Genomic DNA, 25,119 nt, shown 5'->3' with positions numbered 1-25,119 from the left:
CATGGACACCTTCGTCACCGTGCTCGTGATCCTGGCGATGATAGCTCTGGGCACGCTCGCGATTCACATGCTCAACTCCCAGCACGACGAACGCATCGCTGCCTTCCCCTACGGCCGCGCCAAGTCGAACCTTCGCACCCGGCCCACGGCGGATCCGCCCGATTCCCGCGGACACGCGGCTTCGAGTGCCACTGGCGTTCACCGCGACCATCGCATCGCAGGCTTCGGGCGGCTCTGGCCGCGCCGTCGCGCCCGGAAGTGAGACACCATGCGCAGTCCGCCCGTGCAGGAAAGTCCTCAGAGGGGCGGCAGGTCATGACCGTCGACATCCCGGCTCCTCTCCTGCTCCTCGCGGACACAAGCGATCAGCCGGTTGTTCCCGGCGCGGCCGTTCTGAGGATGGAGACAACCTCCAGCCGTGTCGGGCTGTTCGACGGCGCGTGGTGGCCACGCACCCGTGAGCTCAAAACCCAACTGCCGGGCTTGATCACCGCCCTGACCGCCCGGCTTGGGCCCGTCGCACGCGTCGGTCTGGACGCGAGCGCCTGGGACGACGCTCCGGGCCACCTGGTCATCGACGACCGCATGGTCCGCATCGACTGGTCCGCCGTCGACGACGGCACAATGATCATCACTCGCGGGCCCCAGGACCACTTCTCCTTCCTGGTGATCCCGCCAGAGGCCCCCGCGCCGGCCGCGCGCGCCGCGATGACCATGGCCGTACAGGACGGCAACTGCACATCGGCAGAACAGACTCACCGACACCGGCATCAGGCCCTAGCGGACTCCGAACCTCGGGGCGGCGGACGCCCTTAAGCCCGTGCTGGCGGCAGATTCGCACTCGGATGCCCGCCAGGATCGCCGGGGTACGCCGGAAAGCCAATGGCGCTGCCCCGTGCTCCGTTTGAGTGCCGTCGGCGGCGGCTGGAGTTGAGCAAAACCCCAGCTTGTAAGGTTTCTTCATCTGCTTCCGGTACCAGCCGTGAAACGAGATGCGTACCCGCGGTTCAAGCCCCAGCAGGACACCAGGCCACCGCTGCTGACCGTGATCGCCGCCGTGAGCCCGGTGGGGCCCGGCCTGACGATCGCGATGTGGGCCGTCGTCGTACGCAAGCTCGGACCGGACTGGCTGCTGTGGCCGGTCAACCGGCTGTGGGCGGCGTTCCTGCGGCGCCTGGTGCGGCGCAACGCGGCATCCGACCTGGATGTCCTGCGGTGGAGGCGGCCTGTGGCCAAAGATCTGTGGTCAGCGGCTGACGGCCCCTCGGTCCGCGCGTACCGACGCTTCTACCGGCGCAACCTCCCTCCGGACGGAAGAGAACGCACCACTGCCCAGCCGCACCGAGATACAACGTGACTGCCACCGACTCGGGGTGCCAGGCGGTATCGCGTCATCAGCCGCGAGCAGGTGTGTCTCACGCCTGGCCCCCGCCTCCGCGAGGCACGACCATGTCGGTCAGCCGGGCAGCACCCGGTTCGAGGGACGACCAGGGCCCTGGCACGCCCAGCACGGCGATCGCGGACGTCGGGAACTTCGTACGGGCCTGATCCAGCGCGTAGCCTTCCGCCTCACCGGCAAGCAGCAGAACCAGCTCCTGCACGCCGGGGTTGTGCCCGATCACCATCAGCGTCCGCACCTGCGCGGGGATCTCCCGTACGACGCCGAGCAATTCCTCAGCGCTCGCCCCGTAGAGGCGTGCATCGTGGATCGCCGGCGTGGTGGTGCCGAACTCGGCCGCTACGAGGTCCCACGTCTGGCGGGTGCGACGGGCGGAGGAACACACGACGAGGTCGGGAACGCAGCCGGCCTCGCGCAGCCAGCGGCCGGCTGCCGGGGCGTCGCGGCGGCCGCGCGGGGCGAGCGGCCGCTCGGAGTCGGGCAGATCCGGCCAGGCGGACTTGGCGTGCCGCAGGACGACCAGGCGCCGGGGGTTGCCCGACGTCATGGCGTCGCCCAGGGCTGGTGGCCCACTTGGCGCGCGAGGTCCAGTCCGAGGACGCGGTCGAGAAATGCGAACGTCTCGAACTTGGCACCGGCCGGCACGTCGGCGCGCGTCGCCATACCGTCCAGCATCTCCAGGACAGCGGGGACGCCGAGATCATCGGCGAGCGCGGCATGAGCCTGTCGCAGCACGTCTGCGGGGATCGGCCTGGACGGCTCCTGCGCCCAATCGGCCACCTGCTCCCGCCAGTGGCTCAGCATCCGCCGGGCCTCGGCGAGCGCGGTGCTGGTGACCGTGACCGGCGTGCGGAAGTCGTGGCCGAGCAACAGCATCCTCACAGCCAGCGGATCGGTTCCCGCTGGGGCGAATGCGTCAAGGAGACCCGAGGCGAGGAGGTGGCCACGGTCCGGGACACCCCCGTCCGGGGGTGCTGGGCTGACCTGGCCCACGTCGATCCAGACCCCGCCGACGGCGTCCCGTCCGGGGGTGCCGTGAGCGAGCAGGTGCACATCGGCAGCGGCGCAAAGCGTCTCGGCCACATCGTGAACACCGACGGTGGCGGGCGGGTGGATGCCGAGAAGGGCCATGGCGCGATCGAGCGCCTGGGCTTGCTCATGCGGCAGGTCCGGCACGGTGAGGACCGTGAGGGACTGCAGGCCATGCAGCTCCGCGGTGCGCGCCAGTACGTCACCGGTCAAGGGCGCCCGCAGGTGCACCGCGCCGATCCCGGTGTCGATGACCGGCAGATGGACGCAGATGCGCAGCAGGTGGCGGTGTGCGGAAGGAATCTCCACGAAGCGGCCGGTGCGGTTGTCGGCGATACGCAGCATGATGCGGAGGCTAGTCGTGGAGATCTCCGGTACTGCGGAGGACCTGACCAGGATGCCGACGTGGTGGAATACCGCGCGTCGGGCGGTCGCGAGGCCCCCCTTTTCAGTCCAGCTCTATGCCTGCCAGCCAGCAGGCGCGTGCCCCATCCATGCCCTGCGGTCAATACGGGCTCGGCAAGACCCTCGCGCCGAGCCGCCTGGCAGGGAATATTCGCAGGTCAAGAGGCATGCCGATGCCCCAGGAGTCGGCGATCCCCAAGTTCAGAGCGCGAGCTCGATTCTCGTCACCCGCTCCGCAACGAAGGCCCAGGTCAGAGACCTGGGCCTTACTTGCTGTCTAGACCTCTTCAGGGGCTCCGTGCCCTCCGCGTGCCCCATCTCGCGGAAACACCCTGTCACAAAGGGGCAGTTACCTGCCGGCGTCATCGGATGGGGCGCCGACCAGAGCGCTTGGACCATCGCACGGCGATGAAGGCCAGGTCGGCCACGAGGAGCACGATGCCGATGATCAGCAGATAGCCCAGGCCCTCTGCCACCGCGCCGATGATTCCCAGCACGACGGCCACCAGGACGAGGAGCAGGAAGAGAGCCATGACACGGACGCCTCCTTCGGGCTGAGCGTGGGCGGTCAGCGGCGTGCGAGTTGCCGTTCGCCGCCTGCCCCCGGCTGGTAGGGCATGTCGTAGTGCTTGAAGATCGTTTCCTCTGCCTCGGCGGGCAGGATGTCGTCCATGCCGATCGAGGGTGCCTTCCTCACCAGTGCCCTCGCGTAGAAGACCTTGAGGTAGTCCGGCCCGAGGATCGCGTCGTCGAGGGGGACGAAGGCCAAGCGGTGACGGGTAAGGAGTCCGGTCCGGACCGTGGCTATGGCCGGCTCGTCAGTGGTGGTGTCCACGTAGATCGCTTCGAGCAGGCCGATCTTGTGGCCCCTTGGATCGACGACGTTGCGGTTGCGCCACTCACGGATATCGGCTGCCTGGATCATGGCTGCCCTCCTGCCGTTCACCCGGTCGGTTCGAACCTCCCCGCAGGGGGTCGCAACCAGCCGAGACCGGTAGCCCTTTGCTCTTCCAGGCTATCCGGGAACCTGCACGCCGCACCCTCGCGCGGCGACGGTATCGACCGTGGTAGTCGACAGGCATGCCAATGAAGCCATCCAATGCAGCAGGTCGCCCATCTCTGTTCGGACGGCTACGCCGCGCGATCAGCCATTCACCGGTCGGCCGCGGGTGGCGTCGGAGCAGCGATCTGGAGTTGGGGCCGCGTTCGCTGGGCTTCGCGGCGCTGGGGTTTCTCACACTGGTGCCGCTGCTGATCATCGTTTCCTCGGGCGATCCCGAACGCGGGCGGGGGTTCGGGCAGTGGCTGGGGGAAGGAATCGGCGTTTCGGCCGCCTCCAGAGAAGTGGTGGAGCAGCTGTTCACCCGGCCCGGCCAGGCCCTGCGGACGACGACCGTGTTCGGCATTGTTGCCCTCGCTGTCTTCGGCCTGGCCTTCGCAGCGGCGGTGCAGGCCGGCTACGAGAAGGTCTGGGATCTGCCGCCAGGCCGCTGGTGGGCCAGGTGGCGGCATGTGGTGTGGCTCGGCGTGCTCACCGGCTACCTCTTCGTCTCCGCGACCACCACGCTGCGACGAGAGTCCCCGGCGGGCGCGTTCGCCGCTGCGCTGAGCGCCGTCCTGTTCTTCTGGTGGTCGCAGCGATTGCTGCTTGGCGGGCGGCTCCGCTGGCGCGCCCTGTTTCCCGGCGCGGTGACCACCGTGATCGGGCTGCTCAGTCTGAGGGTCTTCTCCCGGCTCGTCTTCTCCCCGTTGGCCTGCACGGCCACAAGTACGCCATCGACGCCACCGTGGCCGAAGTGGCACTGCGCCAGCCAGGGCCGGTCGCACTGCTGACATCCGACAGCGACGACATGACCAAACTCTGCGGTGACCGCGTCCGAATCATCTCCCTCTGACTCGTCACCGTCTCTTCATCGGAAGTTGATCGCTGTCTCGGGCTAGCGAAGGCGGCTCGCTGGGTCAGCGCTCCACGGTGCAGAGATTTCACCGTCGGGTTCCCAGCCGTACCGCCGCATGCGCTGCCCCTCCTCTGTGCGGCCAGCCAGCACCAACAGCTCCGAGAACTGACTCGAGGCGTACGGGTCACCGGCTATGGACGCGCTGCGGAGCCAGTCGAGAGCTTCATCGGTACGCCCTGCGGCGTGGAGCAGTTCGGCCACCACGGACCGGTGATTCGGATAGTCCTTCTCGGCGTGGTCATCCGCGCACGACTTCAGCCAGGCGAACGTCGCATCGGGGCCTTCGCCCGGAGTCATCAGGCGAGCGACCTGCCGTAAGGCATCCAGGTGCCCTTCTTCCGCTGCCCGCTGATGCCAGGCAAGAGCATCCGACGGCCGCCCCAGCTGCTCCTGCAGGGTAGCGACACGAGACGAGGCGTCCCGGTCGCCGGCGCCTGCCGCGTGTTCGTAAATGGCGAGTGCTTCCTCCGGCCGCCCTTCTTGCCAAAGCGCCTCAGCGGCTTGGGGCATCGGTGGTGGGGCGGCTGCGCGGACCGCACGTTCGTGCCCGGGGCCGCCCTCGGCCTCGTGTCCCACCCAGCCCCACAGGATGGCCATAAATTGTTGCGCCGCAGCGTCGTCACGATCAAGAAGGGTGCGCATGTGCTGTAGCAGCGTCGCGTCTCCGATGATGTGCTGAATCAGAGCGCTCCACGCCCAGGGGAGCCAGCCGTCGTCCTTCGCGTCCTCCTCATAGACCCGGTGGCACAACCAGGTCAGCACTTCTCCGCTGTCGTCACCACGGCGCCGCATCAATTCGGCGGCTCGGCTGATGGCATACCCGCCATCCGCTTCGGCTGCCTGCTGGTAGAAGGGAAGCGCTTCCTCTTCCTGGCCCATATCCGCCAGCAGCCCGGCGATCTCCGCAGGACGGCCGGCTGCACCAGCATCGATCGCACGCCTGTAGCAAGCCAACGCTTCAGATCGCCTTCCGGCTTGCCGAAGGTGCCAGCCGGCGTATGTCCAAGCCTTGGGGTATCCCGCATCACCGGCCTTCTCGTACCAGGCGATGGCTTCCGCCAGGCGGTCCGTCCTCTCCAGGATGCCCGCCACCTGAACCATGGCCTTTGAGTCACCGGCTTCCGCGCGGGGCAGACACCACAAAAGTGCCTCGTCGTACCACTCTTCTTCCTCAAGTACGTTGGCAGCCGCTGACGCAGCCCTCGGGTCTCCCGCTTCTGCTGCGGTCTTGAGCAGGCACAGCGCGATCCGAAGGTGCCCCCTTTCCCTTGCCGTGACGGCCAAGTTGATCAAGGACATCCGTGCGGCATGGCGAACCAAGACGTCCCACAAGCCGGCTGGCGGAGCGACGGTGCGGCGGGACACCCTGCCGTGCTGCTCCAAGTAATCCGCAAGCCTGTACGCCCCGGTACGAATAAGGGGTTCTCCCAGCCTGCGGACAGTGATGTGCGTGAGAGGTCCACGGGTGCCGCGCAACGGCTCCCCCAGCTCGTCCAGGGCAAGCTGAAATTCACCGTCCAGCACCATCTCGTACTGCTGATCGGTCATGTAGTGGGCGACTGCCGCTTCCAGCAGCTCCTGCGGTAGAGCGATGTCGTGTCCAAGGCGACGGGCGTCCATAGCCGCTTCGATCACGGCTCTCTCCAGCGGCGTGGCAGTGTCGTAGCGCTCCATGAGGGCACGGCCGCCGGCGAGGTACTGGGTGATCTGGCGCTGCTCGGCGCGTTCCAAAGCCTCATGCAGGCGTCTGTCTCCCGCGGCACGGACGCGCAGCTCGCCCATGTCCGCGTCGGTGAAGACGCTGGGAACCCGCCGGTGCTTACCAGTGAGCAGAGCACGGGCATGCACGTGCGGATCCGGGCCGTCGGCCTTGGGGGGCCGGACAAGAACGTCCCAGGCCTTGGGCCAGATCGTTCCGAGGACAAGCAGCGGGCCGCGCCGGGGATCGTTGATCACCTCACGCAGCCGGGTGGCCGCCTGCTCTCCGTGGTCGCCGCCCAGGAAGAGCTGGGTCTCGTTCAGCCACAGCGCCGTGTATGGCTCGACCACGTCCAACCCGGCTATCAGCGCCTCCGAAGGGCTCGGTGCGAGGGGGTGCCACAAACGCCACTCCGGGGGAAGCAGGCCGAGCGCCTCCCAGCAGGCTCTCGTCTTCCCGGTGGAGGATCCACCGACGAGTACGGCGATCGTGCTGTTCTCCGTCGCTTCGCCTCTCCGGCCGACACGTCGGACGATCTCGGCAAGCCACCGGTCGTGCTCCCGCTCGATGTAGGCCGGCAAAATCGGCAGTTCGGGACCGACGCCCCCATCGATCGTCTCGTGGACCTCCAGGGCGAACGGATCGGCGAACTCACGGATCGGCCGTCCCGGAGCAGCCGACGCCGACCTGGGAATCCGTGCCGGCCGGGCACCTTCCAAGTGGTTCCGCCAGTGACGTTCATCAGGTGCCTCGCCTGCCCAGGCACTCCACAGGCGCACCAACGCCAGAACGCTGTCCCCGCTGTTGTCGCTCGGAGCCTTGGCCTTCTGTGGGTCGGACGGTAGCCAGTCGCTGATCCGCTGATCGCTCAAGTTCGTGTTGTACGGAGGCTGTTTGAGCGCCTTGCACGTCTCTTTCCGTGAACCCGGTTGACCAGCCCGTCGGCGTGCGGAGGCCGCGCGTTGCTGCAGGGCACGCAACTGGTCGTAGAAAGCCCGGGACCCCAGTGTCACCCGTCCCCCTCTGCCCGCCTTGCTTCACGGCCCGCAGCGGGCGCGACGGGCGGGTCGCTGACCTGCAGCGTAGACCGGGTTCGCCCGCTACGTCCGCTGGTTCGGGTCACTGCTGCTGCCCCCCAGCAAACTCCGGTGACGGCCCGGAACAGCACCGGGCAAACTCGGCTGAAGGAGCCTCTGATGAAGAACCGGAAGAGCAGGCGCACCGTCCGTCGGCTGGGTCGCGCCGCCATTTTCGGTGCCGCCCGCGGCATTGCCGCTGCGGCCGGTTCAGCCGTCGTAGCGTGGGGTGTGGTGTGGTTGCAGAGCCGGTAAGTCCAGGGTGATGTCTGGCCTGTGAATCCTCCATCCGCGACCGCAGTACCTAAGCCGCTCTGATGTTCGCAGTAGCAACAACCTGCCTCCCGAGGTAGGACCGCGCCCCAGCGGGGGTGGCCTCCAGTTTTGCGATCGCGGAGCGGGTGCAGGAGATCGCCGGGGACATGCCGTTCGCGGACGTGGATCCCTGTCGAGCTGTGGCTGCGCGACTTGGCGCCGCAGGTCCTCGGCGTGCTCGTGCGCCGGTACGGCGTCTTCGACGCGTGCGAGGACGCGGTGCAGGAAGCGTTGCCGGCCGCCGCGCCGCAGTGGCCCGAGACCGGCGTCCCGGAGAATCCGGGATGCCGGCTGGTCACGGTCACTTCCCGCAAGCTGGTGGACGGGTACGCCGCGGGCAGGCGCGCAGGCGCCGCGAGGACGCAACCGACGCGCGATCACTTTTCGGTTAGTTTTTTCAGGGCGATGTTGAGCTGGAGGACGTTCACCCGGGGCTCGCCCATGAAGCCCAGGATTCGCCCGTCGGTGTGGTCGGCGACCAGCTTCTGCACCTGCCTGACGTCGAGGTGGTTCTTCTCCGCGACGCGGTGGGCCTGGAGGTCGGCGTACTGGGGGGAGATGTGCGGGTCGAGGCCCGAGGCGGAAGAGGTGACGGCTTCGGCCGGGACATCGGACGGCTTGAGCTTGTAGTCGGCCGTCGAGTTGTCCCTGACCACAGCGGCCTTGGCTTCCTTGACCCAGTGGATGAGTTCCTCGTTGTCGCCGGACCGGTTCGTGGCGCCGGAGAGGATCAGCTTGTACTGGGTATTGACGCTGTTGGTGCCGAGGCCGTTGGACGGGCGCGGCTGGAACCACTTCAGGTCCGGCGCCGAAGTCTCCTCACCCTTCTTCGGCGGCACGTCGTAGCGCTGGCCGATGAGTTCGGAGCCGACGACCTTGCCATCCGCTCTTATCTCGGAGCCGTTGGCCTTGTCGTTGAAGAGGCCCTGGGCGATTCCGGTCACCGCGAGCGGGTAGATCACGCCGCACACGAGGGTCAGTACGAGGAGGGCGCGGAGGCCCGCTCCGATCAACCGGGCTGTGTTTCCAATGGGGTTGTTCATGGCGGTCAGCAGCTCCTAATTCAGCGCAGCCCAGGGAGGGAGGAGATGAGCAGATCGATGATCTTGATGCCGATGAACGGGGCGACGAGCCCGCCGAGGCCGTAGATTCCGAGGTTGCGCCGCAGCATCTTGCCGGCGCTCATCGGCCGGTAGCGCACGCCTTTCAGGGCGAGGGGCACCAGCGCGATGATGATCAGCGCGTTGAAGAGGACGGCGGACAGGATCGCGGACTCGGGCGAGGCCAGGTCCATGATGTTGAGCTTGTCCAGGCCCCCAAGGAAAGAGGGAGGTGCGGCGACGGCGAACATCGCGGGAATGATCGCGAAGTACTTCGCCACGTCATTGGCGATCGAGAACGTCGTCAACGCGCCGCGCGTGATCAGGAGTTGCTTGCCGATCTCGACGATCTCGATCAGCTTTGTCGGGTTGGAGTCGAGGTCCACCATGTTCCCGGCCTCCTTGGCGGCCGAGGTCCCGGTGTTCATCGCCACGCCGACGTCCGCCTGCGCGAGCGCGGGAGCGTCGTTCGTACCGTCGCCCGTCATCGCGACCAGCTTGCCGCCGGCCTGCTCGCGCTTGATGAGCGCCATCTTGTCCTCGGGCGTGGCCTCGGCGAGGAAGTCGTCGACGCCCGCCTCCTCGGCGATCGCCTTCGCGGTCAGCGGGTTGTCACCCGTGATCATGACCGTCTTGATGCCCATACGGCGCAGCTCGTCGAACCGCTCCCGCATGCCCTCCTTCACCACGTCCTTCAGGTGGATGACACCCAGGACGCGGGCTCCCCTGCCGTCCTCGACGGCCACCAGCAGCGGCGTACCGCCCGCCTGGGAGATCGAATCGGTGAGGGATTGTGCGTCCTCGGCGACAGTGCCGCCGCGCTCCTTGCCCCAGGCTCCGACCGAACCGGTGGCGCCCTTGCGGACTTTGCGCGCCTCGCCGTTCTCGGAGAGGTCAACGCCCGACATCCGGGTCTGCGCGGTGAAGGCCACCCACTCGGCGTGCGCCAACTCGCCCTGGTGACGCTCGCGCAGCCCGTATTTCTCCTTCGCCAGTACGACGATCGAGCGCCCCTCGGGGGTCTCGTCGGCGAGCGAGGACAGCTGGGCGGCGTCCGCCAGCTCGGCCTCCGCCGCGTCCCTGACCGGGACGAACTCGGCGGCCTGCCGGTTGCCGAGGGTGATCGTCCCGGTCTTGTCCAGCAGCAGCGTCGACACATCGCCGGCGGCCTCGACCGCGCGGCCGGACATGGCAAGGACGTTTCGCTGGACGAGCCGGTCCATGCCGGCGATGCCGATCGCGGAGAGCAGCGCGCCGATGGTGGTCGGGATCAGGCAGACCAGCAGGGCGATCAGCACGATCATCGACTGCTTGGCGCCCGCGTAGATCGCGAACGGCTGGAGGGTGACGACGGCGAGCAGGAAGACGATCGTCAGCGAGGCGAGCAGGATGTTCAGCGCGATCTCGTTGGGCGTCTTCTGCCGGGCCGCGCCCTCGACCAGGTTGATCATCCGGTCGATGAAGGTCTCGCCGGGCTTCGTCATGATCTTGATGACGATGCGGTCGGACAGCACCTTCGTACCACCCGTGACGGCGCTTCTGTCGCCGCCGGACTCGCGGATGACCGGCGCCGATTCGCCCGTGATCGCGGACTCGTCCACCGAAGCGACGCCCTCGACCACATCTCCGTCACCGGGGATGACGTCGCCGGCCTCGCACACCACCAGGTCGCCGACGCGCAGTTCCGCGCCGGGCACTCGCTCTTCGTTCGTGCCGATGAGGCGGCGGGCGACCGTGTCGGTCTTGGCCTTGCGCAGGGTGCCGGCCTGCGCCTTGCCGCGCCCCTCGGCAACGGCCTCGGCCAGGTTGGCGAAGACGACGGTCAGCCACAGCCAGGCAGTGATGGTCCAGCCGAACCAGTCACCGGGGTCGGTCAGTGCGAAGGCCGTCGTCAGTACCGAGCCGATCTCGACCACGAACATCACCGGGGACTTGGCCATCACCCGGGGGTCGAGCTTCCGGAAGGCGTCCGGCAGCGACTTGATCAGTTGCTTGGCGTCGAAGAGGCCGGCGCCGACGCGGCCGCCCCCGTCCGGCTTGTGGCCGGACGGTATGTCCTGGTGCGGCGCGGGGGTTGCGTAGGCGGTGGACATGGCGTCCTTTTGCTTTTTTACGTCGGTGGTCATGAAAGTCCCTCCGCCAACGGCCCGAGAGCCAGCGCCGGGAAGTAGGTCAGTCCGGTGACGATCAGAATCGTTCCGACGAGCAGGCCCGTGAACAGGGGCTTGTCGGTACGAAGCGTTCCTGCGGTCGCCGGGATGGGCGTCTGCTGGGCGAGCGAGCCCGCCAGAGCCAGCACAAACACCATCGGGAGGAACCGGCCCAGCAACATCGCCAGACCGATGGTGGTGTTGAACCACTGGGTGTCGGCGTTCAGGCCGGCGAAGGCGCTGCCGTTGTTGTTCGCGCCGGAGGTGTAGGCGTACAGGATCTCGGAAAAGCCGTGCGCGCCCGAGTTCAGCATCGAGGCCCGAGGGATGGGGAGCGCCATCGCGGCGGCAGTGAAGCAGAGCACCAGCGCCGGGGTGACCAGGATGTAGCAGGCCGCCAGTTTGATCTCGCGGGTGGAGATCTTCTTGCCGAGGTACTCGGGCGTACGGCCGACCATCAGACCCGCGATGAATACCGCGATCATCGCCATGACGAGCATCCCGTACAGGCCGGAGCCGACGCCGCCGGGCGCGATCTCGCCCAGCATCATGCCGAGCATGGTGATGCCGCCGCCCAGGCCGGTGAACGAGGAGTGGAACGAGTCCACGGCGCCCGTAGAGGTGAGCGTGGTGGATACCGCGAAGATCGACGAGGCGCCGATCCCGAACCGGGTCTCCTTGCCCTCCATCGCGCCACCGGCCATCTCGAAGGCCGGACCGTGACCGCCGAACTCGGCCGCCCACATGAGCAGCACGAAGCCGACCCAGATGGTCGCCATCGTGGCGAGGATCGCGTAACCCTGCCTGACGCTGCCGACCATGCGGCCGAAGGTGCGCGTCAGCGAGAACGGGATCAGCAGGATCAGGAAGATCTCGAAGAGATTCGTGAACGCGTTGGGGTTTTCGAAGGGGTGCGCGGAGTTGGCGTTGAAGTAGCCACCGCCGTTGGTGCCGAGCTCCTTGATGACCTCCTGGGAGGCCACCGCGCCGCCGTTCCACTGCTGCGTGCCACCCGTGCTGTGCCCATTCAAGAATTGCCCGACTTCGTGAATGCCGGAGAAGTTCTGGATGGCGCCGCATGCGACCAGCACGATCGCTCCGACGACGGAGATCGGCAGGAGGATGCGTACGACACCGCGGACCAGGTCGGCCCAGAAGTTGCCCAGCTCACCGGTGCGGGAACGGGCGAAGCCCCGTACGAGAGCGACGGCGACAGCCATGCCGACCGCTGCCGAGACGAAGTTCTGTACCGCGAGGCCGCCGGTCTGTACGACGTGGCCCATGGCCTGCTCGCCGTAGTACGACTGCCAGTTGGTGTTCGACACGAACGAGGCGGCGGTGCTGAACGCCTGATCCGGGTCGATCGAGGCGAATCCGAGCGACCCGGGCAGTGAGCCCTGCACCCGCTGAAGCAGGTAGAGGAAGAGAACACTCACCGCGGAGAAGGCGAGGACGCCGCGCAGGTAGGCGGGCCAGCGCATCTCGACCGCGGGGTTGGCGCCGACGGCCTTGTAGATCCATTTCTCCACGCGCAGATGCTTCGTGGAGCCGTAGACCTTGGCCATGTAGTCGCCGAGCGGGCGGTATGCCAGTGCCAGGGCGGCTATCAGCGCCAGCAGCTGGAGCACACCGGCGAGGAAGGGGCTCATATCCGGGCTCAGAACCTCTCCGGGTACACAAGGGCGAGGATCAGATAGCCCAGCAGGGAGACGGCCACGATCAGGCCGACAATGTTCTCGGCAGTCACAGCTTCGCCACCCCCTTGGCGATAAAGGCCACCAGCGCGAACACCGCGACCGTGGTGACGACGAAGGCCAGGTCGGCCATCGCGAGCTCCTGAATGAGGTTCGGTTGAAACGGACAACGGACCTCACGAGGAAAACGCGATTTTCAGGGGGTACGACCGCCCTTGACGGGTCCCTTACGGCCAATGATGGTGCTTTGACGAACTTCTTACGCCTTACGCCCACCCTGCCGACCAGCAGGAACGCCCGTGTCGGCGGACGTCGACGTCCGTACGTGAATTCGCCCCGCCCGTCTTACGCATCTCTACGGGCAGCCGCCGGGCGCCGCGCCTCCCTGCCGTCCCTTTCGTGTCGCAGAGGCGATCACGGCGGAAATGGCGGCGGTCACGATGAGGCTTCCCACCATGACCATCCCCACGCCGACCATGAAGAGGCCGCTGCCGTCGTCCGACCAGTCGTAATAGGAGGCAACGGTCAGGCCGGCCGGGACGCCCAGCACGGCGCCTGCCACGTAGCGCCGGGACGCCGCCCAGTACACCGGCGCGAGCAGAGTCAGCACCAGCCCGATCACCTGCCACGCCTCGTACGGGCCGGTCGTCGTGCCATCAGGCTGCACGTCACGGTGCTGGTCCCAGCCCAGCCAGGCAGCCCACGCCGCCGACGTCACCACAGCCAGCAGGATCACCAACAGCTGGGGCACGAGTTTCATTGGTTGTTGTCGCATGGCGCAAGCGTTCCGGCTCACCCCCACAACCGGCCAGAGCGCAAGTACTCAACTTTCCCCGGGTACTTCAGCCTTGATCGGTCTCGTGAGTGACATACGATCAACTGCCAGTCACTGAGGGAGAGATGCCGTGCCGGAGTCATCTGTTTCGCGACGCTCGATGAAGAGGTGCGAGCAGGCGTGGCTCCAGGCTGTTGCTCTCCTGCGACAGGGCAACCCGGCAGAGGCGGCTCGATGGTTCGAGTTTGCCCTCAGCCACGATCCGACGGCAGCCGACGCGTGGCTGGGACTCCATGCCGCCGGATATCGCCGGCGAGAGTCGATCGAGGCCATGTCCGGGCTTCAGCATTCTTTCGGCGCCCTGCGTTCGAAGTTGACAACGCCGGTGTCCTCGCAGTTCCCGATCGGGCGATACGTTCGCTTCCGTTTGGAGTCGTCCCGCGATCTGTGGCTGGCAGGGGCGGCACGGCTGCTGGACGACGACCGGCTCGACGAGGCGTGGCAGTTGCTGTCCACCGCCCTCCTGGACTGCGACGAGACCCGGTTCGTCTGCACTCGTTACGCCTTCCTGAAGAAGGACTGGCCACTCGTCCTGACTTTCGCCGAGGGCATCAGCGACCCGTTCCTGCGTGACGAGTCGCAGCTTTATGTGGCTTCGGCGCTGGTGGTGCAGGGAGTGTTCCACGAGGCCCTCGACGTGCTGGCGCCCTTGCCTCATGCCCTGGGAGACCAGGCCGAATTCCTGGGTGAGATCGCCTACTTACGCGGCAGTGCGCAAGAAGGGCTCGGTCGCCCCGAGGAAGCACTGAAGCAGTTCCAGAAGGCCTTCCGGTACAGCCCTGAACTTGCCGACGTGGCTGAGCGGGCGAAGACACGAGCCGCCGGGCCGGCGGCTGTCCCCGTCCAGGCGACCACGGAGTCTCGGCAGCGCCCGAAGCCGACTGTGGACGCCGGCGAAGAACCCTCCCTCACCGACGACTCCAGACGAGCGCTGTTGGACGAAGCCCTGACTCAGCTCGACGACATGGTGGGCATGGCTCCGGTCAAGCGTCAGGTGCGTACGCTGTCAGCCCAGCTGAGAATGGCTGCTGTCCGCAGGGATCAGGGACTGACGGCAGCGCCCGCGCCCCAGCACTTCGTGTTCGCCGGGCCGCCCGGTACTGGCAAGACGACAGTCGCGAGAATCGTCGGCAAGATCTTCGCCGGACTCGGACTGCTGGAACGCGGGCACGTGGTGGAGGCCCAGCGCGTCGACCTGGTGGGACAGCACCTCGGCGAAACAGCTCTCAAGACCACCAACGCCATCGACACCGCCATTGACGGAGTCCTGTTCATCGACGAGGCGTACGCCCTGATCAATACCGGCATTTCGGGAGGTGATGCCTTCGGCAAGGAAGCCCTCCAGGTGCTTCTCAAGCGCGCCGAGGACGATCGTCACCGTCTGGTCGTTGTCCTTGCCGGCTACTCGGACGAGATTGGCGGGCTTCTGGCCACCAACCCCGGGCTCGCGTCCCGGTTCAACACCCGCGTGGACTTCCCGTCGTACACAGCCGATGAACTCGTCCTCATCGCGCAGACGTTCCTGAGCTCCCAGGGTGACGTGCTCGCCGAGGACGCGGCAGTCGCGCTGGAGACGTGCTGCGATCTCGCCGTCACCAACGGGGTGATCGATCAGCTCGGCAATGGCCGCTTCGCGCGTGAGCTGTCCCGGAAGGCCGCAGCCCTCCGAGACTTGCGCGTTTACGATCTCCACGGAAGCGCCGGCGTGCCCTCCCAGGAGGAGATCACCACACTCCATACGGGCGACATCGTGGACGCCTACCAGGAGTTGGCGGGCAGCGTTTTGCCGACGGCCTGATGCGGCCGCTTCAGGCGAGTCAGCCCTGGTCAGCCCTAGTCAACCCTGTTGCGCCGGGCAGAAGAACTCCAGGGCGATATTGTCCGGATCCTTGAAGCTGAGATGGAGTCCGAACGGGTCCTCGACGACGCCGGAGTGCGACACTCCCAGCTCGTCGAGCCGGGCCTCCCAGGCCTCCAGTTGCCCCCGGTCGGCGACATGGAACCCGCAATGGTCGAGCCCGACGCGCGCCGGGTCGAACACATCCGCTCCACTCGTCGCCTGATGCCTGCGGAAACCAAGGACGAACGACGGGGAGGCGTCGACCACGAACGGGCCGTATTCGTCCTCCACGTCAAGGACCGTCTGCGTGTCCAACAGCCGGTTGTAGAAGTCCGCGCTGCGCTTCACGTCGCTCACGGTCAGGGCGACGTGCCCGATTCCAGCAGTCTCGGGCATGAACGACACCTCCCCACGGTGGTGCGCTGCCTCTCATACGATTTTACGCCGCCCCGCCTTGTGCGGGGCGGGCTGCGAGCCGGTCTTCGAGCCCGTCGAAAAGGGCCTGGAGGCCGAACTCGAAGCTCTCCTCAGGTGCCCCGGCGTAGTCGGCGGCACCTGCCGTTTCGAGGCGGCCGCGCAGCCGCGGGAAGCGCATCGCGATCTCGGTCGCCCGCGTCATGGTGTCCTGGAGCAGCTCCTGCGCGTTGCCGCCGTCGCGGCTGAGCCGCCTGGTCAGCGAAGCGGCGGCGGACGCGCTGAGGGCGTTGCCGAGCACGAACGTGAAGACGGCGCCCGCGGCCTGGTCGGCCTGCGCACCGGCGAACCCGGCCGCTTCGTAGACGGCGAGGCTGTGATCGTCGTGACGGGCCTTGCCCTCGCCGTAGAAGAGGTGGGAGCCGAACGCCTGCACCAGCCAGGGGTGCCTACCGAGCATGGCGTAGAGGTCGACGGCCATGGAGGTGCCCGCCGTGCGCCAGTCGACCGTCCTAAGGTCGGGCAGCGTGATCTCGTCCCACACCTGGTCGCCGGCGAGCAGAACGAGGTTGTCCTTGTTCTTGACGTGCCAGTAGACAGCCGTGGCGGCCGAGTTCAGCCGTTTGCCCAGGCTCCGCATGTTGAGGCCTTCCAGGCCTTCGGCATCAAGGAGCTCGATGGCGGTCCGGATGATCTGGTCCCGGGTCAGTGTGTCGCGCGGCATGCCGTCACGATAGGGCACCCGGCCTCAAATTGCACAAAGTTCAAGAGCGGCCTTGCACAACGTTCAAGTGCGGGTCTACAGTCTTCGACGTCAGCACTTGAACTAAGTGCAAGTCCTTCTGGAGACAGAAGATCCCGTAGAGGAGAACCCGATGAACACCCTTGCCGCGATCACGCAGATCCTCGTCGCCGCCGCCTTCCTGAGCATCCCGCTCATCCGGCACCGCTTCGGAAACGCCGCCAAGGCCGCGGCCGTGGCCGAGCTGGAGCAGCAGGGCATCCGCCCAAGCGTCCTGGAGGAGAACAAGCTCCGCTTCGACGCCGGCGGTCACGAGTGGTGGGCGCCCGGGAGCTTCGCCGCGGCCATGCTGACCGCCGCCGCGTTCAACCTGGCCGGCAGCGGCTGGGGTACCACCCTGACCTGGATCTTCTCCTCGATCGCGCTCCTCACGAACATCGCCATCCTGCATAGCCAGCTCGGCGCCGTGGAGTCCGTCCAGAGCGCCTTCCGCCGCAAGGGCGACCCCATGCTCCAGAGCATCGACGTCCCCGCCTTCCTCAAGGCCGCCGAGGGCGCCTTCCCCTCCTGGACCCGCATCCTCCAGAACGTCCGCCACACCGTGGTCTTCGCCGGCTCCGCCATCGCCCTCACGGCCGCCGCCCTCGTCTGAACCAGGACCCAACCGCTACGCCGGAAAGGTGATCGCTCCGCCTCCCACGGCGGGAGCGAGCGTACGGAATCTCTCCATTCGGCGAACGGCCGATGAATGCGAATGCGGAGCGCGCGTACCGGTCGCGGTATCCGCACAGGGAATCACGCGTTTCGCTCGGAATGCGACGACATATCCGTGAGTCCAAGACGCCATCGCCCGTAAATCTTCGCAGCAGCGTCACAAGGGCTGCGCACCACCTTCGGGGAGTGCCATTAGCGTTACGGCCGCTCGATCCCGCGTGCGAAGTCAACAGGTCGCCGGCGTCCCTGGCGGCGCAGCCAGCACAGAAAGATCGCAATGGACTACTGCTCGTCGTGCCGCCGAGACCTCAATGGGGTGTTCGTGTGTCCAGGGTGCGGCGCCTACGCTCCGGACATCGCCCCGCCCGCCCGCCGGCAACACGGCCCGGGCGCCGCTACCGCGACGACGCGGGACGTATGGCCGACGCAGGAGGTTGTCGCTGCGACGGCCGGTGCGACGGTTGATGCGACTGCTGATGCGACTGCTGATGCATCAGGCACTGATTCCTCCACCGGCGCCGCTACCACCGGGCAGGGCAGGGCGGCTCGGCGCCGCCAGCTGGCTCGTTGGAAGAAGCACCGGCGCCGGGCCGTGGCCGCAACAGCGTTCGCCCTGGTCAGCGGCGGCCTGACGATGGCCGTGCTGCCGAGCGCCAGGCCGACCAGCAGCCAGACGAACGCCGGCCCGCCGCCGGAGCCGATGACCGCGTCGGCCACGCCCCAGGCAGCGACCGCCGGCTCTTCCTCGGAGCAGCCGGACGCCCCGGTGGCGCGGAAGCCCAGCACCCGCCCGCCCGTGACAGCCGACCGCCGGCAGAGCGCCGCCGTCGCCACGCCTTCCACCGCGACGACGAACCGGCAGCCGGAAACCGCCGCCGTGGCTCAGCCGCCCGCGACCTCGAACGCGACGCCGCACACCACGGCGGTACCGGCAACCCGGCCGGGCGAGGGCACGGGCGTGGACGACTCCGTCACCCCACCCTCAGCTTCGGCCCCACCCCCCGCCGCAGCCCCGGCCCCGGAGACGCCGCCGCCCGCTTCCGCCGAAAGCCCCGGCGTCGTAGGCACGGTTGTGGGCCTTTTGCCGGGGTCGACGGCAGCCGAGCCGACCTCGCCGACGCAGGTGTGCCTCATCGGTGTGTGCATCCGCTGACACCGCCGGCACCGCCGCGACACAAGGAGGCCGAGTACCCGTGAGCACTGCCTACGTAGCCCGGCTACACAGAATTGGCCGGTGGTGGGCCGTCGATGTTCCGGACCTCGACATCCATACGCAGTGCCGCACCCTGGATGAGGCCGAGGACATGGCGCGCGACGCCATCGCACAAGCAATTGGCATTCCACCGGACACGATCACTGTGGATCTGGTGGTTCCGGAATTCGCCTCGCTTCTGCAGTGCGTTCTGGAGGCAAAGAGGCACCGTGCCGCGGCCGACGCCGCCGAACAGCAGGCGATCGCCGATGCCGCTCGCACGCTGGTCGAGGAGTTGCGCGTAAGCCAGGGTGATGCCTGCCGACTGCTCGGCCTGTCTCACCAGGACGTGTCCCACCTCTCTCCGGCCCGCGCCTCCACCGACGCACGTCCGTGGCAACTTGGCCCACCGTCCACGCCGAGCACACCGGACCTCACACCAGGCTCGGGCATCCGTGGCGATATGTCGCAGCTCTCAAAAGGACGTCAGCCTCAGCGCCAGCGGCCGGCACTCACCAGTGGCTCACCCAGGCAGGCCTCATTCAGCCGTCCGGGCTGGGCGATTGCCGAGGACGACGTATGACGTATAGCGAATGACGCTTAAAGGACACCAGAAATCGATATGCGATCGCAGGTTTGGAAGCGGTTTCGCATACGTGGAATAGGCAAGCAGGGAGAGCATGAGCAATTCCCATGAACCCATGCCCGTGAACGACACCTACACCCCCTATGCCCCTAACCGGGACGGCGCCGGAGCAAACCGGGCAGCCTTGGTCATCCACACGATCGCGGACATCGCCGCAGCCTTTCTGGGGCTTTGGATCCTGCTGTACCTCCTCGGCGCCAACGAGGGAAATGTCTTCGTCGGATTTGTGCACGGAATCGCGGACTGGCTGGCCGGCTGGTCCCAGGACATCTTCACCATGGAGACCGAGGGTCTTCGGGTTTTCCTCAATTACGGTCTGCCCGCCGTGATTTACCTTTTGCTCGGCCACGGCATCGCCTCGCGGGTACGCCGCCTCTGACCCCGCCCGCCACCGGCAGGGCGAGCGCCTCGTCAAGGGGTGGTCGCCCTGCGGAGGCGGCAGGCGCGCCACGGACCTACCGTGGTCCGAGAGAGCGCCTTCAATCCGACCGGCGCTCGGGAGGAGGCCACGATGGACGAGCACTTCGTCTGGGTGACGACGCGCCGCATCAAGCCGGGTGCCCTGGAGGATTTCGAGCGGGCATGGCGGCCGAGCTCGCATCCGCACGGCATGCTCCGCGCCTTCGCGTACTGGTCCGAGGACGGGCAAGAGGTCACCGGCGTGTCCTTCTGGGACTCCAGGCAGGCGTGTGACTCCTGGCGTGCCTCCGACGCGGAGAAGCAACGCCGAGTGGCCATGGCTCCGTACGTCGTCGAGGAGCGGGAAGGCTTCTACCGCGGCGGCGAGCTCTCGCTGTCGAGCGTGTAGCACGCTGCCGACATCCAGCGGCCGGCAATCGACCTCGGGCTGTCCGTCTTCACCGCGACCACCGACGCTCATGACGCGCGCCTGGTGACGAAACCGAATCCGGGTGGCGGCCTGACGGTTTCCGTCGCACCGCCTGCGCTCGACCGACCGGGTCCGACCCATGCCCACTCCTGAACACGATCGGCGCGTCATGCGTGCAGTCGCAGACGCTGGCCGGGGTAGATGCGGTCCGGGCCCTCGTCGAGCTTGTGCTTGTTCAGTTCGTACAGCGCCTGCGTGCCGCCTCGGACATCGGCGCGGTCCGCGATGACGGAGAGGCAGTCGCCCGGTTGCACGACGTAGGTCTGCGCGGTGATGGCCTCGTGGGAAGTCCGCGGCGCGGGTACCGCCACCGGCGGCTGGACCTCGGACTGCGACTGGCGCTGCGGCTGGGCCTGACGCTGGGGCTGTGCCTGCGGCTGAGCCTGCGGCTGGGCCTGGGGCTGAGCCTTGGGCTGAGCCTTGGGCTGAGCCTTGGGCTGAGCCTTGGGCTGAGGCTGGCGCTGCGGCTGGGCGGCGGGGGCACCGGCTCCGGTGTTTCCAGAGCTGGTAGCACTGTGACTGGTGCGACGACCGCAGTTGGGCCAGGCGTTCAAGCCCTGTTCCTGAGCGACGCGCGCGGCGACGGCGATCTGTTCGGACCGTGAGGCCAGGTCGGCGCGCGGTGCGTAATGATGACCGCCGAAGGCCCGCCAGGTGGAGGCGGCGAACTGCAGTCCGCCGTAGTAACCGTTGCCGGTGTTGATGTTCCAGCGGCCGTTGCTCTCGCAGGCGGCGATGCTCTCCCAGTCGGGCTGTGCCGGCACCGACCGCAGCGGAGCCGACTGCGCCGAGACCGAGTGCGTCGGCGCAATCGTTGTAACCGAGTGCGTCGCGGCGCTCGCCGTGCTCGGGCCGGCCAGGCCCAGGACGCTCAGCAGGACGAGAAGCAGAGACAGCATCGTTTCGACTGACCGCTTGGCAAGGGGTGAAGACGACATCCGGGTTCTCCTCCGCTGACTTCCGGCAGCGCCGTGACGCAGTACCCGCCACGGCCGGTGGGCTTGCAACAGATAACCCGCCAGTACGCTTTTCGGCGTGCACGCCGAACGCGACGTGCCGGGCTTTCACTCGCTTGGAGGCCCCGTACGCCGCCCCTGATCACGTCGCATAGACTCCGCGCTCGGCGGAAGCTCAGCCCCACCTGAACCGCCCGCTCACCTCGCAGCTCGCACCTCCTCCCCCCTCACCGCGACATCTGCGTCATCCGGGCTTGAAAGGGCTGTTCACCCGTGACTCCCATCCCTCGCAGGCGGCTCCGTGCCGCCGCCGCGCTGTCCGTTGTCTCCGCGACGGCCGGCGGCCTGCTCACCACCGTGTCCGCCACGGCCGCGTCCGCCGCCGTGAGCTGTACGTCCCCCTCCTTCACGCGGCAGTTCTTCGCGAATACGACGTTCTCCGGTACGCCGAAAAAGACGGACTGCGACTCGGTGATCGACCAGGACTGGGGCACCGGGTCCCCCGCCACCGGCGTACCGACGGACAACTTCGGCGTCCGCTGGTCGCTGACCAGGGACTTCGGTTCCGGCGGTCCCTTTGCTCTCACCGCCGCCACCCGTGACGGCATACGCGTGTACGTCGACGGCGTACGCAAGGTCGACGTCTGGAAGAACGTCTCCACCACCCAGACGAAGACGGTCAACCTCACCATCCCCTCCGGCAAGCACACGCTGCGCGTCGACTTCGTCAACTGGACCGGCTCCGCCAACGTCAAGTTCGCCTATACGCCCAGGACTTCGGCCACCGTCGACAAGGTCAAGCCGCTCGCACCGACCGGCGTCAAGGCCGTCCTCGACAACGCCACCGCTCAGGCGAAGGTGTCGTGGCCGGCGAACAAGGAGATGGACCTGGCCGGCTACCGCGTCTACCGCCGCCTCGCCGGCACCAGCACCTACACCCACGTCAAGACGACCACCGCGACCGCCTACGCGGGCCTCCCGCCGGAGGCCGGCCGTACGTACTACTACGAGGTCCGCGCCTACGACAAGGCCGGAAACACCTCCACCGGCAGCGCCGACCAGCCGGTGACCACCATCGCCGTCACCACCCCGGCCGATCTCGCGGCGCGGGGCCTGGACGCCGGCATCGCGCTGACCTGGAAGCCCGTCCCCGGGGCGGTCCGCTACAACGTGCTGCGCGACAACCCCTACGGCGACGACCTGGTCCGTACGACCACGGCCACGAGCTTCACCGACACCACGGTCGCGCGCTCCGAGACGTGGATGTACCGCGTGGCGGCCGTGGACGGCGCCGGCCGGGCGTCGGCGTGCACCGCCGAGTACAACCCCGCCGCCGAGGCCCGCCGCCCCGTCGCGGCGCCGCACGACGTCACCGCGACGCCGGGGATCAGCGAGGCCGTCCTGCAGTGGAAGATCAACCCGGACACGGACGGCGACTACTACGGCTTCCACGTCTACCGTTCCTCGACGCTCCCCGTGGACACCTCCGCCGAGCCGGTGAGGTGCGGCACCACCTCGAAGAGGCTCACCGACGGCCGGGTCCAGTACACCTGCACCGACTCCTGGGCGGGCAGCGGCGCCAAGTACCACTACGTGATCAAGGGGCACGACGACCGCTTGGTCAAATCCCTCCCCTCCCCGACGGTGACCGTCACCACGCTCGAGGCGGACCAGACGCCGCCCGCCGCCGTCACCGGGCTGACCGCCGAGGCGACGGAGTACGGCATCGTCCTGGACTGGGACAGCAACACCGAGCCGGACCTGGCGCGGTACGAGGTGTACAGCGGCGAGCTGCTCAGTGACGGCGAGGAGCGGGTCTGCTCGGCCTCCGCGATCGAGTACTTCGGTCCGGGTGACACGGCCTACACCCACGAGCGGCTTCCCGACGGCGAGGAGAAGTGCTTCTTCATCGACGCCGTGGACACCTCCGGCAACTCCAGCTTCAAGTGGACCCGTAACGCAAATGTCGTGGTCGTCACCGAGAAGGACATGACGCCGTCGGTCGAGACCCCCGACGGTTCCCCCCTCTCGCTCACCGCGTACCCGGGAGACGCCCCCGGCTCGGTGGAGCTCATCTGGGACGGCGACGGCGACGCGACCGGCTACCTGGTCCACCGCTGGAACCCGGCCACGCAGGCGTACGAGAAGCTGACCGCCGAGCCCGTCACCGAGCAGTCCTACACGGACTCCGCGGCCCCGACCGGCACCACCCACTTCTACCGGGTGACCGCCGTGTACGCCGACGGTACGGAGTCGGCCCCCGACGCGGACTGGGTGATTCTGCCGCCCGTGCAGTAACGCCCGTGAAGGCATGGGCATGGATCGGACCATGCCCATGCTCGTCGGAACCTCAGGGTGGCAGTACAAGGACTGGCGCGGCGTCTTCTATCCGCCCAAGCAGCCGCAGCGGCTCTGGCTGGAGGAGTACGCCCGCCACTTCGCCACAGTCGAGAACAACAACGCCTTCTACCGGCTGCCCAGCAGGGAGATCTTCGCCTCCTGGCGGGAGCGGACACCGGACGGCTTCGTCATGGCGGTCAAGGCCAGCCGCTACCTGACCCACCTGAAGCGGCTGCACGAGCCCGAGGAACCGGTGAGCCGGCTGATGGACCGTACCGACGGCCTCGGCGACCGCATGGGTCCCGTACTGCTGCAACTGCCGCCGAACTTCCGGCAGGACACCGGGGCTCTGGACGCCTGCCTGAGCTGCTTTCCCGGCTCGGTACGGGTGGCCGTCGAGCTCCGCCATCCCTCGTGGTGGGAGGCGGAGCGGGAGCTGAGGGCGCTGCTGGAACGGCACGGGAGCGCACTGTGCTGGGCGGACCGTGGTTCGCGCCCGGTGACGCCACTGTGGCGTACGGCGTCCTGGGGGTACGTACGGTTTCACGGCGGCAGCGCCGGGCCGGCGCCGCGCTACGGCCGTCAGGCGCTGGCGTCCTGGGCCCGGCGCATCGCGGACGCCTGGCCGGACGAGGCCGATGTATTCGCGTACTTCAACAACGACGCGGGCGGCGCGGCCGTGGTGGACGCGGCGCTGTTCGGGCGGGCGGCGGCCGCGCTGGGCCGGACCGTGAGCCGCACGCCCCCGCCGCCTTGAGCGCGGCGGCGATTCCCCCGTACGCACGAAAGCCCCGGGCCGTCGGCCCGGGGCTTTCGTACTGCCGCCGGGGTTCTCAGACCCGGTCTGCGGCGATCAGCAGGTAGTGGAAGCTGCCTTCCTTGTACGCCGTCAGGAACGGGTCCTCGATGCCCGTGGCCACCGAGCACTTCTCGCGCAGCTCCCAGTACGGGATGGTCTGGGCGGTGAGGTCGACGACGTTGATGGGGACCAGGCTGTTGGCGGCCATCGCCCGGAAGTACTCGCTGCGCGGGTGGATGTTGCAGGTGTAGTGCTCGTCGATACGGCTGACGGCCTTGGACCTGCCGCCGGTGACGTCGTTGTAGCACCCGGTGATGCAGACGTACCGGCCGCCGTACTCCAGGAGGCGCGCGAACTCGCCGAAGAGCTCGGACAGGTCGACGTACATGGTCGTCTCGTTGGTCCAGATGCCGCGGCGCGAGCCGGTTTCCAGGCCGGTGTCGAGCATGTTCCGGAAGCGGAACTTCACCCGGTCGGACACACCCCGCTCCTCCGCCTGGGAGTTCGCGAAGCTGACCTGCTGCTCGGAGATGCTCACGCCGTCGACCTGACAGCCGAAGCGCTGGTTGGCCATGAAGCTGGTACCGCCCCGGCCGGAACCCGCGTCCAGCAGGCGGTCGCCGGGGCCGATGTCGCCCAGGTGGTCGAGAAGGACTTCCGCCTGTGCGGTCTCCAGGCGGTGCAGCTCCTCGATGATGCGCTGGTCCCGCGTGGCCTCGGGGCCTTCCAGGACGGAGGGGTCGTAGTCGCCGATGCCGTAGTGGTGGTGGTAGAGGCCGTCGACCTCGCCGAGGCGGATGTTGACGGGGTCCTTCTCGGCGTTCCAGTACCGCGCGACGGACTTCTGGTACTCGGTGCGCAGCACGCGGTCAGCGGCTGCCATCTCCGTCTGGGTGGTGGGCATGTGGGGTCTCCTTGCGTACTGAG

Annotated in this window: 25 protein-coding genes and 2 pseudogenes; 13 read left to right on the top strand and 14 right to left on the bottom strand. The window is 67.8% G+C overall.

All coding sequences use genetic code 11. The annotated features are described in order from the left end of the window. Position 1 precedes the first annotated feature (1 nt). From J7E89_RS08395 to J7E89_RS08385, 3 genes are all read left to right on the top strand, one after another. Positions 2-262, top strand: coding sequence for a hypothetical protein (locus J7E89_RS08395; RefSeq protein WP_214970540.1), 261 nt, complete (start codon positions 2-4; stop codon positions 260-262). A gap of 53 nt (positions 263-315) precedes the next feature. Beyond that, positions 316-816, top strand: coding sequence for a DUF5994 family protein (locus tag J7E89_RS08390; RefSeq protein WP_251060276.1), 501 nt, complete (start codon positions 316-318; stop codon positions 814-816). 166 nt (positions 817-982) lie between these two features. Next, positions 983-1,357 (top strand): hypothetical protein, encoded by a 375-nt coding sequence (locus tag J7E89_RS08385; protein ID WP_214970390.1) that lies wholly within the window; start codon positions 983-985, stop codon positions 1,355-1,357. 58 nt (positions 1,358-1,415) lie between these two features. Here the strand turns inward: J7E89_RS08385 and J7E89_RS08380 are convergent, their stop codons facing one another. From J7E89_RS08380 to J7E89_RS08365, 4 genes are all read right to left on the bottom strand, one after another. Further along, entirely contained in the window at positions 1,416-1,946 is a 531-nt protein-coding gene (locus J7E89_RS08380) for a histidine phosphatase family protein (protein ID WP_214970388.1), read from the bottom strand. Next, positions 1,943-2,773 carry a hypothetical protein gene (locus J7E89_RS08375; protein ID WP_214970386.1) on the bottom strand — a complete coding sequence of 277 codons (831 nt, stop codon included), beginning with the start codon at positions 2,771-2,773 and terminating at the stop codon, positions 1,943-1,945. The genes J7E89_RS08380 and J7E89_RS08375 overlap by 4 nt, the downstream gene beginning before the upstream one ends. A 422-nt stretch (positions 2,774-3,195) precedes the next feature. Next, complete coding sequence (locus tag J7E89_RS08370; RefSeq protein ID WP_214970384.1) at positions 3,196-3,366, bottom strand: hypothetical protein; 171 nt, start codon at positions 3,364-3,366, stop codon at positions 3,196-3,198. Positions 3,367-3,401: 35 nt separating this feature from the next. Continuing rightward, positions 3,402-3,758: a PRC-barrel domain-containing protein gene (locus tag J7E89_RS08365; RefSeq protein WP_214970382.1), complete on the bottom strand. Its 357-nt coding sequence runs from the start codon at positions 3,756-3,758 to the stop codon at positions 3,402-3,404. Positions 3,759-4,584: 826 nt separating this feature from the next. Between J7E89_RS08365 and J7E89_RS40660 the strand changes: the two are divergent. After that, positions 4,585-4,728 (top strand): annotated as a pseudogene (locus J7E89_RS40660) (DNA-binding protein); the annotation flags it as partial. A 42-nt stretch (positions 4,729-4,770) separates the two neighbouring features. Here J7E89_RS40660 and J7E89_RS08355 read toward each other — a convergent pair. Further along, positions 4,771-7,362: a hypothetical protein gene (locus tag J7E89_RS08355; RefSeq protein ID WP_214970380.1), complete on the bottom strand. Its 2,592-nt coding sequence runs from the start codon at positions 7,360-7,362 to the stop codon at positions 4,771-4,773. A 645-nt stretch (positions 7,363-8,007) separates the two neighbouring features. On the opposite strand from J7E89_RS08355, the pseudogene J7E89_RS40655 reads away from it, so the two are divergent. Beyond that, a pseudogene (locus J7E89_RS40655) lies at positions 8,008-8,243 on the top strand (RNA polymerase sigma factor); the annotation flags it as partial. A 15-nt stretch (positions 8,244-8,258) separates the two neighbouring features. Here the strand turns inward: J7E89_RS40655 and J7E89_RS08350 are convergent. The 5 genes from J7E89_RS08350 to J7E89_RS08330 form a co-directional block, all read right to left on the bottom strand. Then, positions 8,259-8,924 carry a potassium-transporting ATPase subunit C gene (locus J7E89_RS08350; protein WP_214970377.1) on the bottom strand — a complete coding sequence of 222 codons (666 nt, stop codon included), beginning with the start codon at positions 8,922-8,924 and terminating at the stop codon, positions 8,259-8,261. Positions 8,925-8,944: 20 nt separating this feature from the next. Then, positions 8,945-11,107 (bottom strand): potassium-transporting ATPase subunit KdpB, encoded by a 2,163-nt coding sequence (kdpB, locus tag J7E89_RS08345; RefSeq protein ID WP_214970374.1) that lies wholly within the window; start codon positions 11,105-11,107, stop codon positions 8,945-8,947. Next, positions 11,104-12,780 (bottom strand): potassium-transporting ATPase subunit KdpA, encoded by a 1,677-nt coding sequence (gene kdpA, locus J7E89_RS08340; RefSeq protein WP_214970371.1) that lies wholly within the window; start codon positions 12,778-12,780, stop codon positions 11,104-11,106. The genes kdpB and kdpA overlap by 4 nt, the downstream gene beginning before the upstream one ends. An 8-nt stretch (positions 12,781-12,788) precedes the next feature. Then, positions 12,789-12,878, bottom strand: coding sequence for a K(+)-transporting ATPase subunit F (kdpF, locus tag J7E89_RS08335; protein WP_037647273.1), 90 nt, complete (start codon positions 12,876-12,878; stop codon positions 12,789-12,791). Between the two features lie 302 nt (positions 12,879-13,180). Beyond that, positions 13,181-13,600 (bottom strand): hypothetical protein, encoded by a 420-nt coding sequence (locus J7E89_RS08330; protein ID WP_214970368.1) that lies wholly within the window; start codon positions 13,598-13,600, stop codon positions 13,181-13,183. Between the two features lie 160 nt (positions 13,601-13,760). Here J7E89_RS08330 and J7E89_RS08325 point away from each other — a divergent pair, with 160 nt between their 5' ends. Continuing rightward, positions 13,761-15,458 (top strand): AAA family ATPase, encoded by a 1,698-nt coding sequence (locus tag J7E89_RS08325; protein WP_214970538.1) that lies wholly within the window; start codon positions 13,761-13,763, stop codon positions 15,456-15,458. Positions 15,459-15,497: 39 nt separating this feature from the next. Here the strand turns inward: J7E89_RS08325 and J7E89_RS08320 are convergent, their stop codons facing one another. Both J7E89_RS08320 and J7E89_RS08315 read right to left on the bottom strand, forming a co-directional pair. Further along, a complete protein-coding gene (locus J7E89_RS08320) occupies positions 15,498-15,896 on the bottom strand; it encodes a VOC family protein (RefSeq protein ID WP_214970365.1) in 399 nt (132 codons plus the stop codon). A 43-nt stretch (positions 15,897-15,939) separates the two neighbouring features. Further along, positions 15,940-16,638, bottom strand: coding sequence for a TetR/AcrR family transcriptional regulator (locus J7E89_RS08315; RefSeq protein WP_214970362.1), 699 nt, complete (start codon positions 16,636-16,638; stop codon positions 15,940-15,942). Positions 16,639-16,789: 151 nt separating this feature from the next. Here J7E89_RS08315 and J7E89_RS08310 point away from each other — a divergent pair, with 151 nt between their 5' ends. From J7E89_RS08310 to J7E89_RS08290, 5 genes are all read left to right on the top strand, one after another. After that, positions 16,790-17,308: a hypothetical protein gene (locus tag J7E89_RS08310; RefSeq protein WP_214970359.1), complete on the top strand. Its 519-nt coding sequence runs from the start codon at positions 16,790-16,792 to the stop codon at positions 17,306-17,308. A gap of 654 nt (positions 17,309-17,962) precedes the next feature. Beyond that, positions 17,963-18,523 carry a hypothetical protein gene (locus J7E89_RS08305; protein WP_214970356.1) on the top strand — a complete coding sequence of 187 codons (561 nt, stop codon included), beginning with the start codon at positions 17,963-17,965 and terminating at the stop codon, positions 18,521-18,523. 40 nt (positions 18,524-18,563) lie between these two features. Beyond that, the gene (locus J7E89_RS08300; protein ID WP_214970353.1) at positions 18,564-19,145 is read left to right on the top strand and encodes a type II toxin-antitoxin system HicB family antitoxin; all 582 of its coding nucleotides are present in this window, start codon (positions 18,564-18,566) and stop codon (positions 19,143-19,145) included. Positions 19,146-19,242: 97 nt separating this feature from the next. Beyond that, on the top strand, positions 19,243-19,587 hold the full coding sequence (locus J7E89_RS08295) for a hypothetical protein (protein ID WP_251060274.1): 345 nt from the start codon (positions 19,243-19,245) through the stop codon (positions 19,585-19,587). A 132-nt stretch (positions 19,588-19,719) separates the two neighbouring features. Beyond that, positions 19,720-20,016 (top strand): antibiotic biosynthesis monooxygenase, encoded by a 297-nt coding sequence (locus tag J7E89_RS08290; RefSeq protein ID WP_214970350.1) that lies wholly within the window; start codon positions 19,720-19,722, stop codon positions 20,014-20,016. A 188-nt stretch (positions 20,017-20,204) separates the two neighbouring features. Here J7E89_RS08290 and J7E89_RS41765 read toward each other — a convergent pair whose 3' ends face one another. Beyond that, the gene (locus J7E89_RS41765) at positions 20,205-21,035 is read right to left on the bottom strand and encodes a transglycosylase family protein (RefSeq protein WP_214970335.1); all 831 of its coding nucleotides are present in this window, start codon (positions 21,033-21,035) and stop codon (positions 20,205-20,207) included. 291 nt (positions 21,036-21,326) lie between these two features. On the opposite strand from J7E89_RS41765, the gene J7E89_RS08280 reads away from it, so the two are divergent. Next, a complete protein-coding gene (locus J7E89_RS08280) occupies positions 21,327-23,351 on the top strand; it encodes a PA14 domain-containing protein (protein ID WP_308315386.1) in 2,025 nt (674 codons plus the stop codon). A 31-nt stretch (positions 23,352-23,382) separates the two neighbouring features. Beyond that, the gene (locus J7E89_RS08275; protein ID WP_214970332.1) at positions 23,383-24,150 is read left to right on the top strand and encodes a DUF72 domain-containing protein; all 768 of its coding nucleotides are present in this window, start codon (positions 23,383-23,385) and stop codon (positions 24,148-24,150) included. A 76-nt stretch (positions 24,151-24,226) separates the two neighbouring features. On the opposite strand, the gene J7E89_RS08270 is transcribed toward J7E89_RS08275, so the two are convergent. Continuing rightward, entirely contained in the window at positions 24,227-25,096 is an 870-nt protein-coding gene (locus tag J7E89_RS08270; protein WP_251060273.1) for a geranyl diphosphate 2-C-methyltransferase, read from the bottom strand. Positions 25,097-25,119 lie beyond the last annotated feature (23 nt).

The sequence above is a fragment of the Streptomyces sp. ISL-100 genome (genome assembly GCF_018614615.1).
Classification (GTDB): domain Bacteria; phylum Actinomycetota; class Actinomycetes; order Streptomycetales; family Streptomycetaceae; genus Streptomyces.
This window is presented reverse-complemented; position numbering and strand designations above follow the sequence as displayed.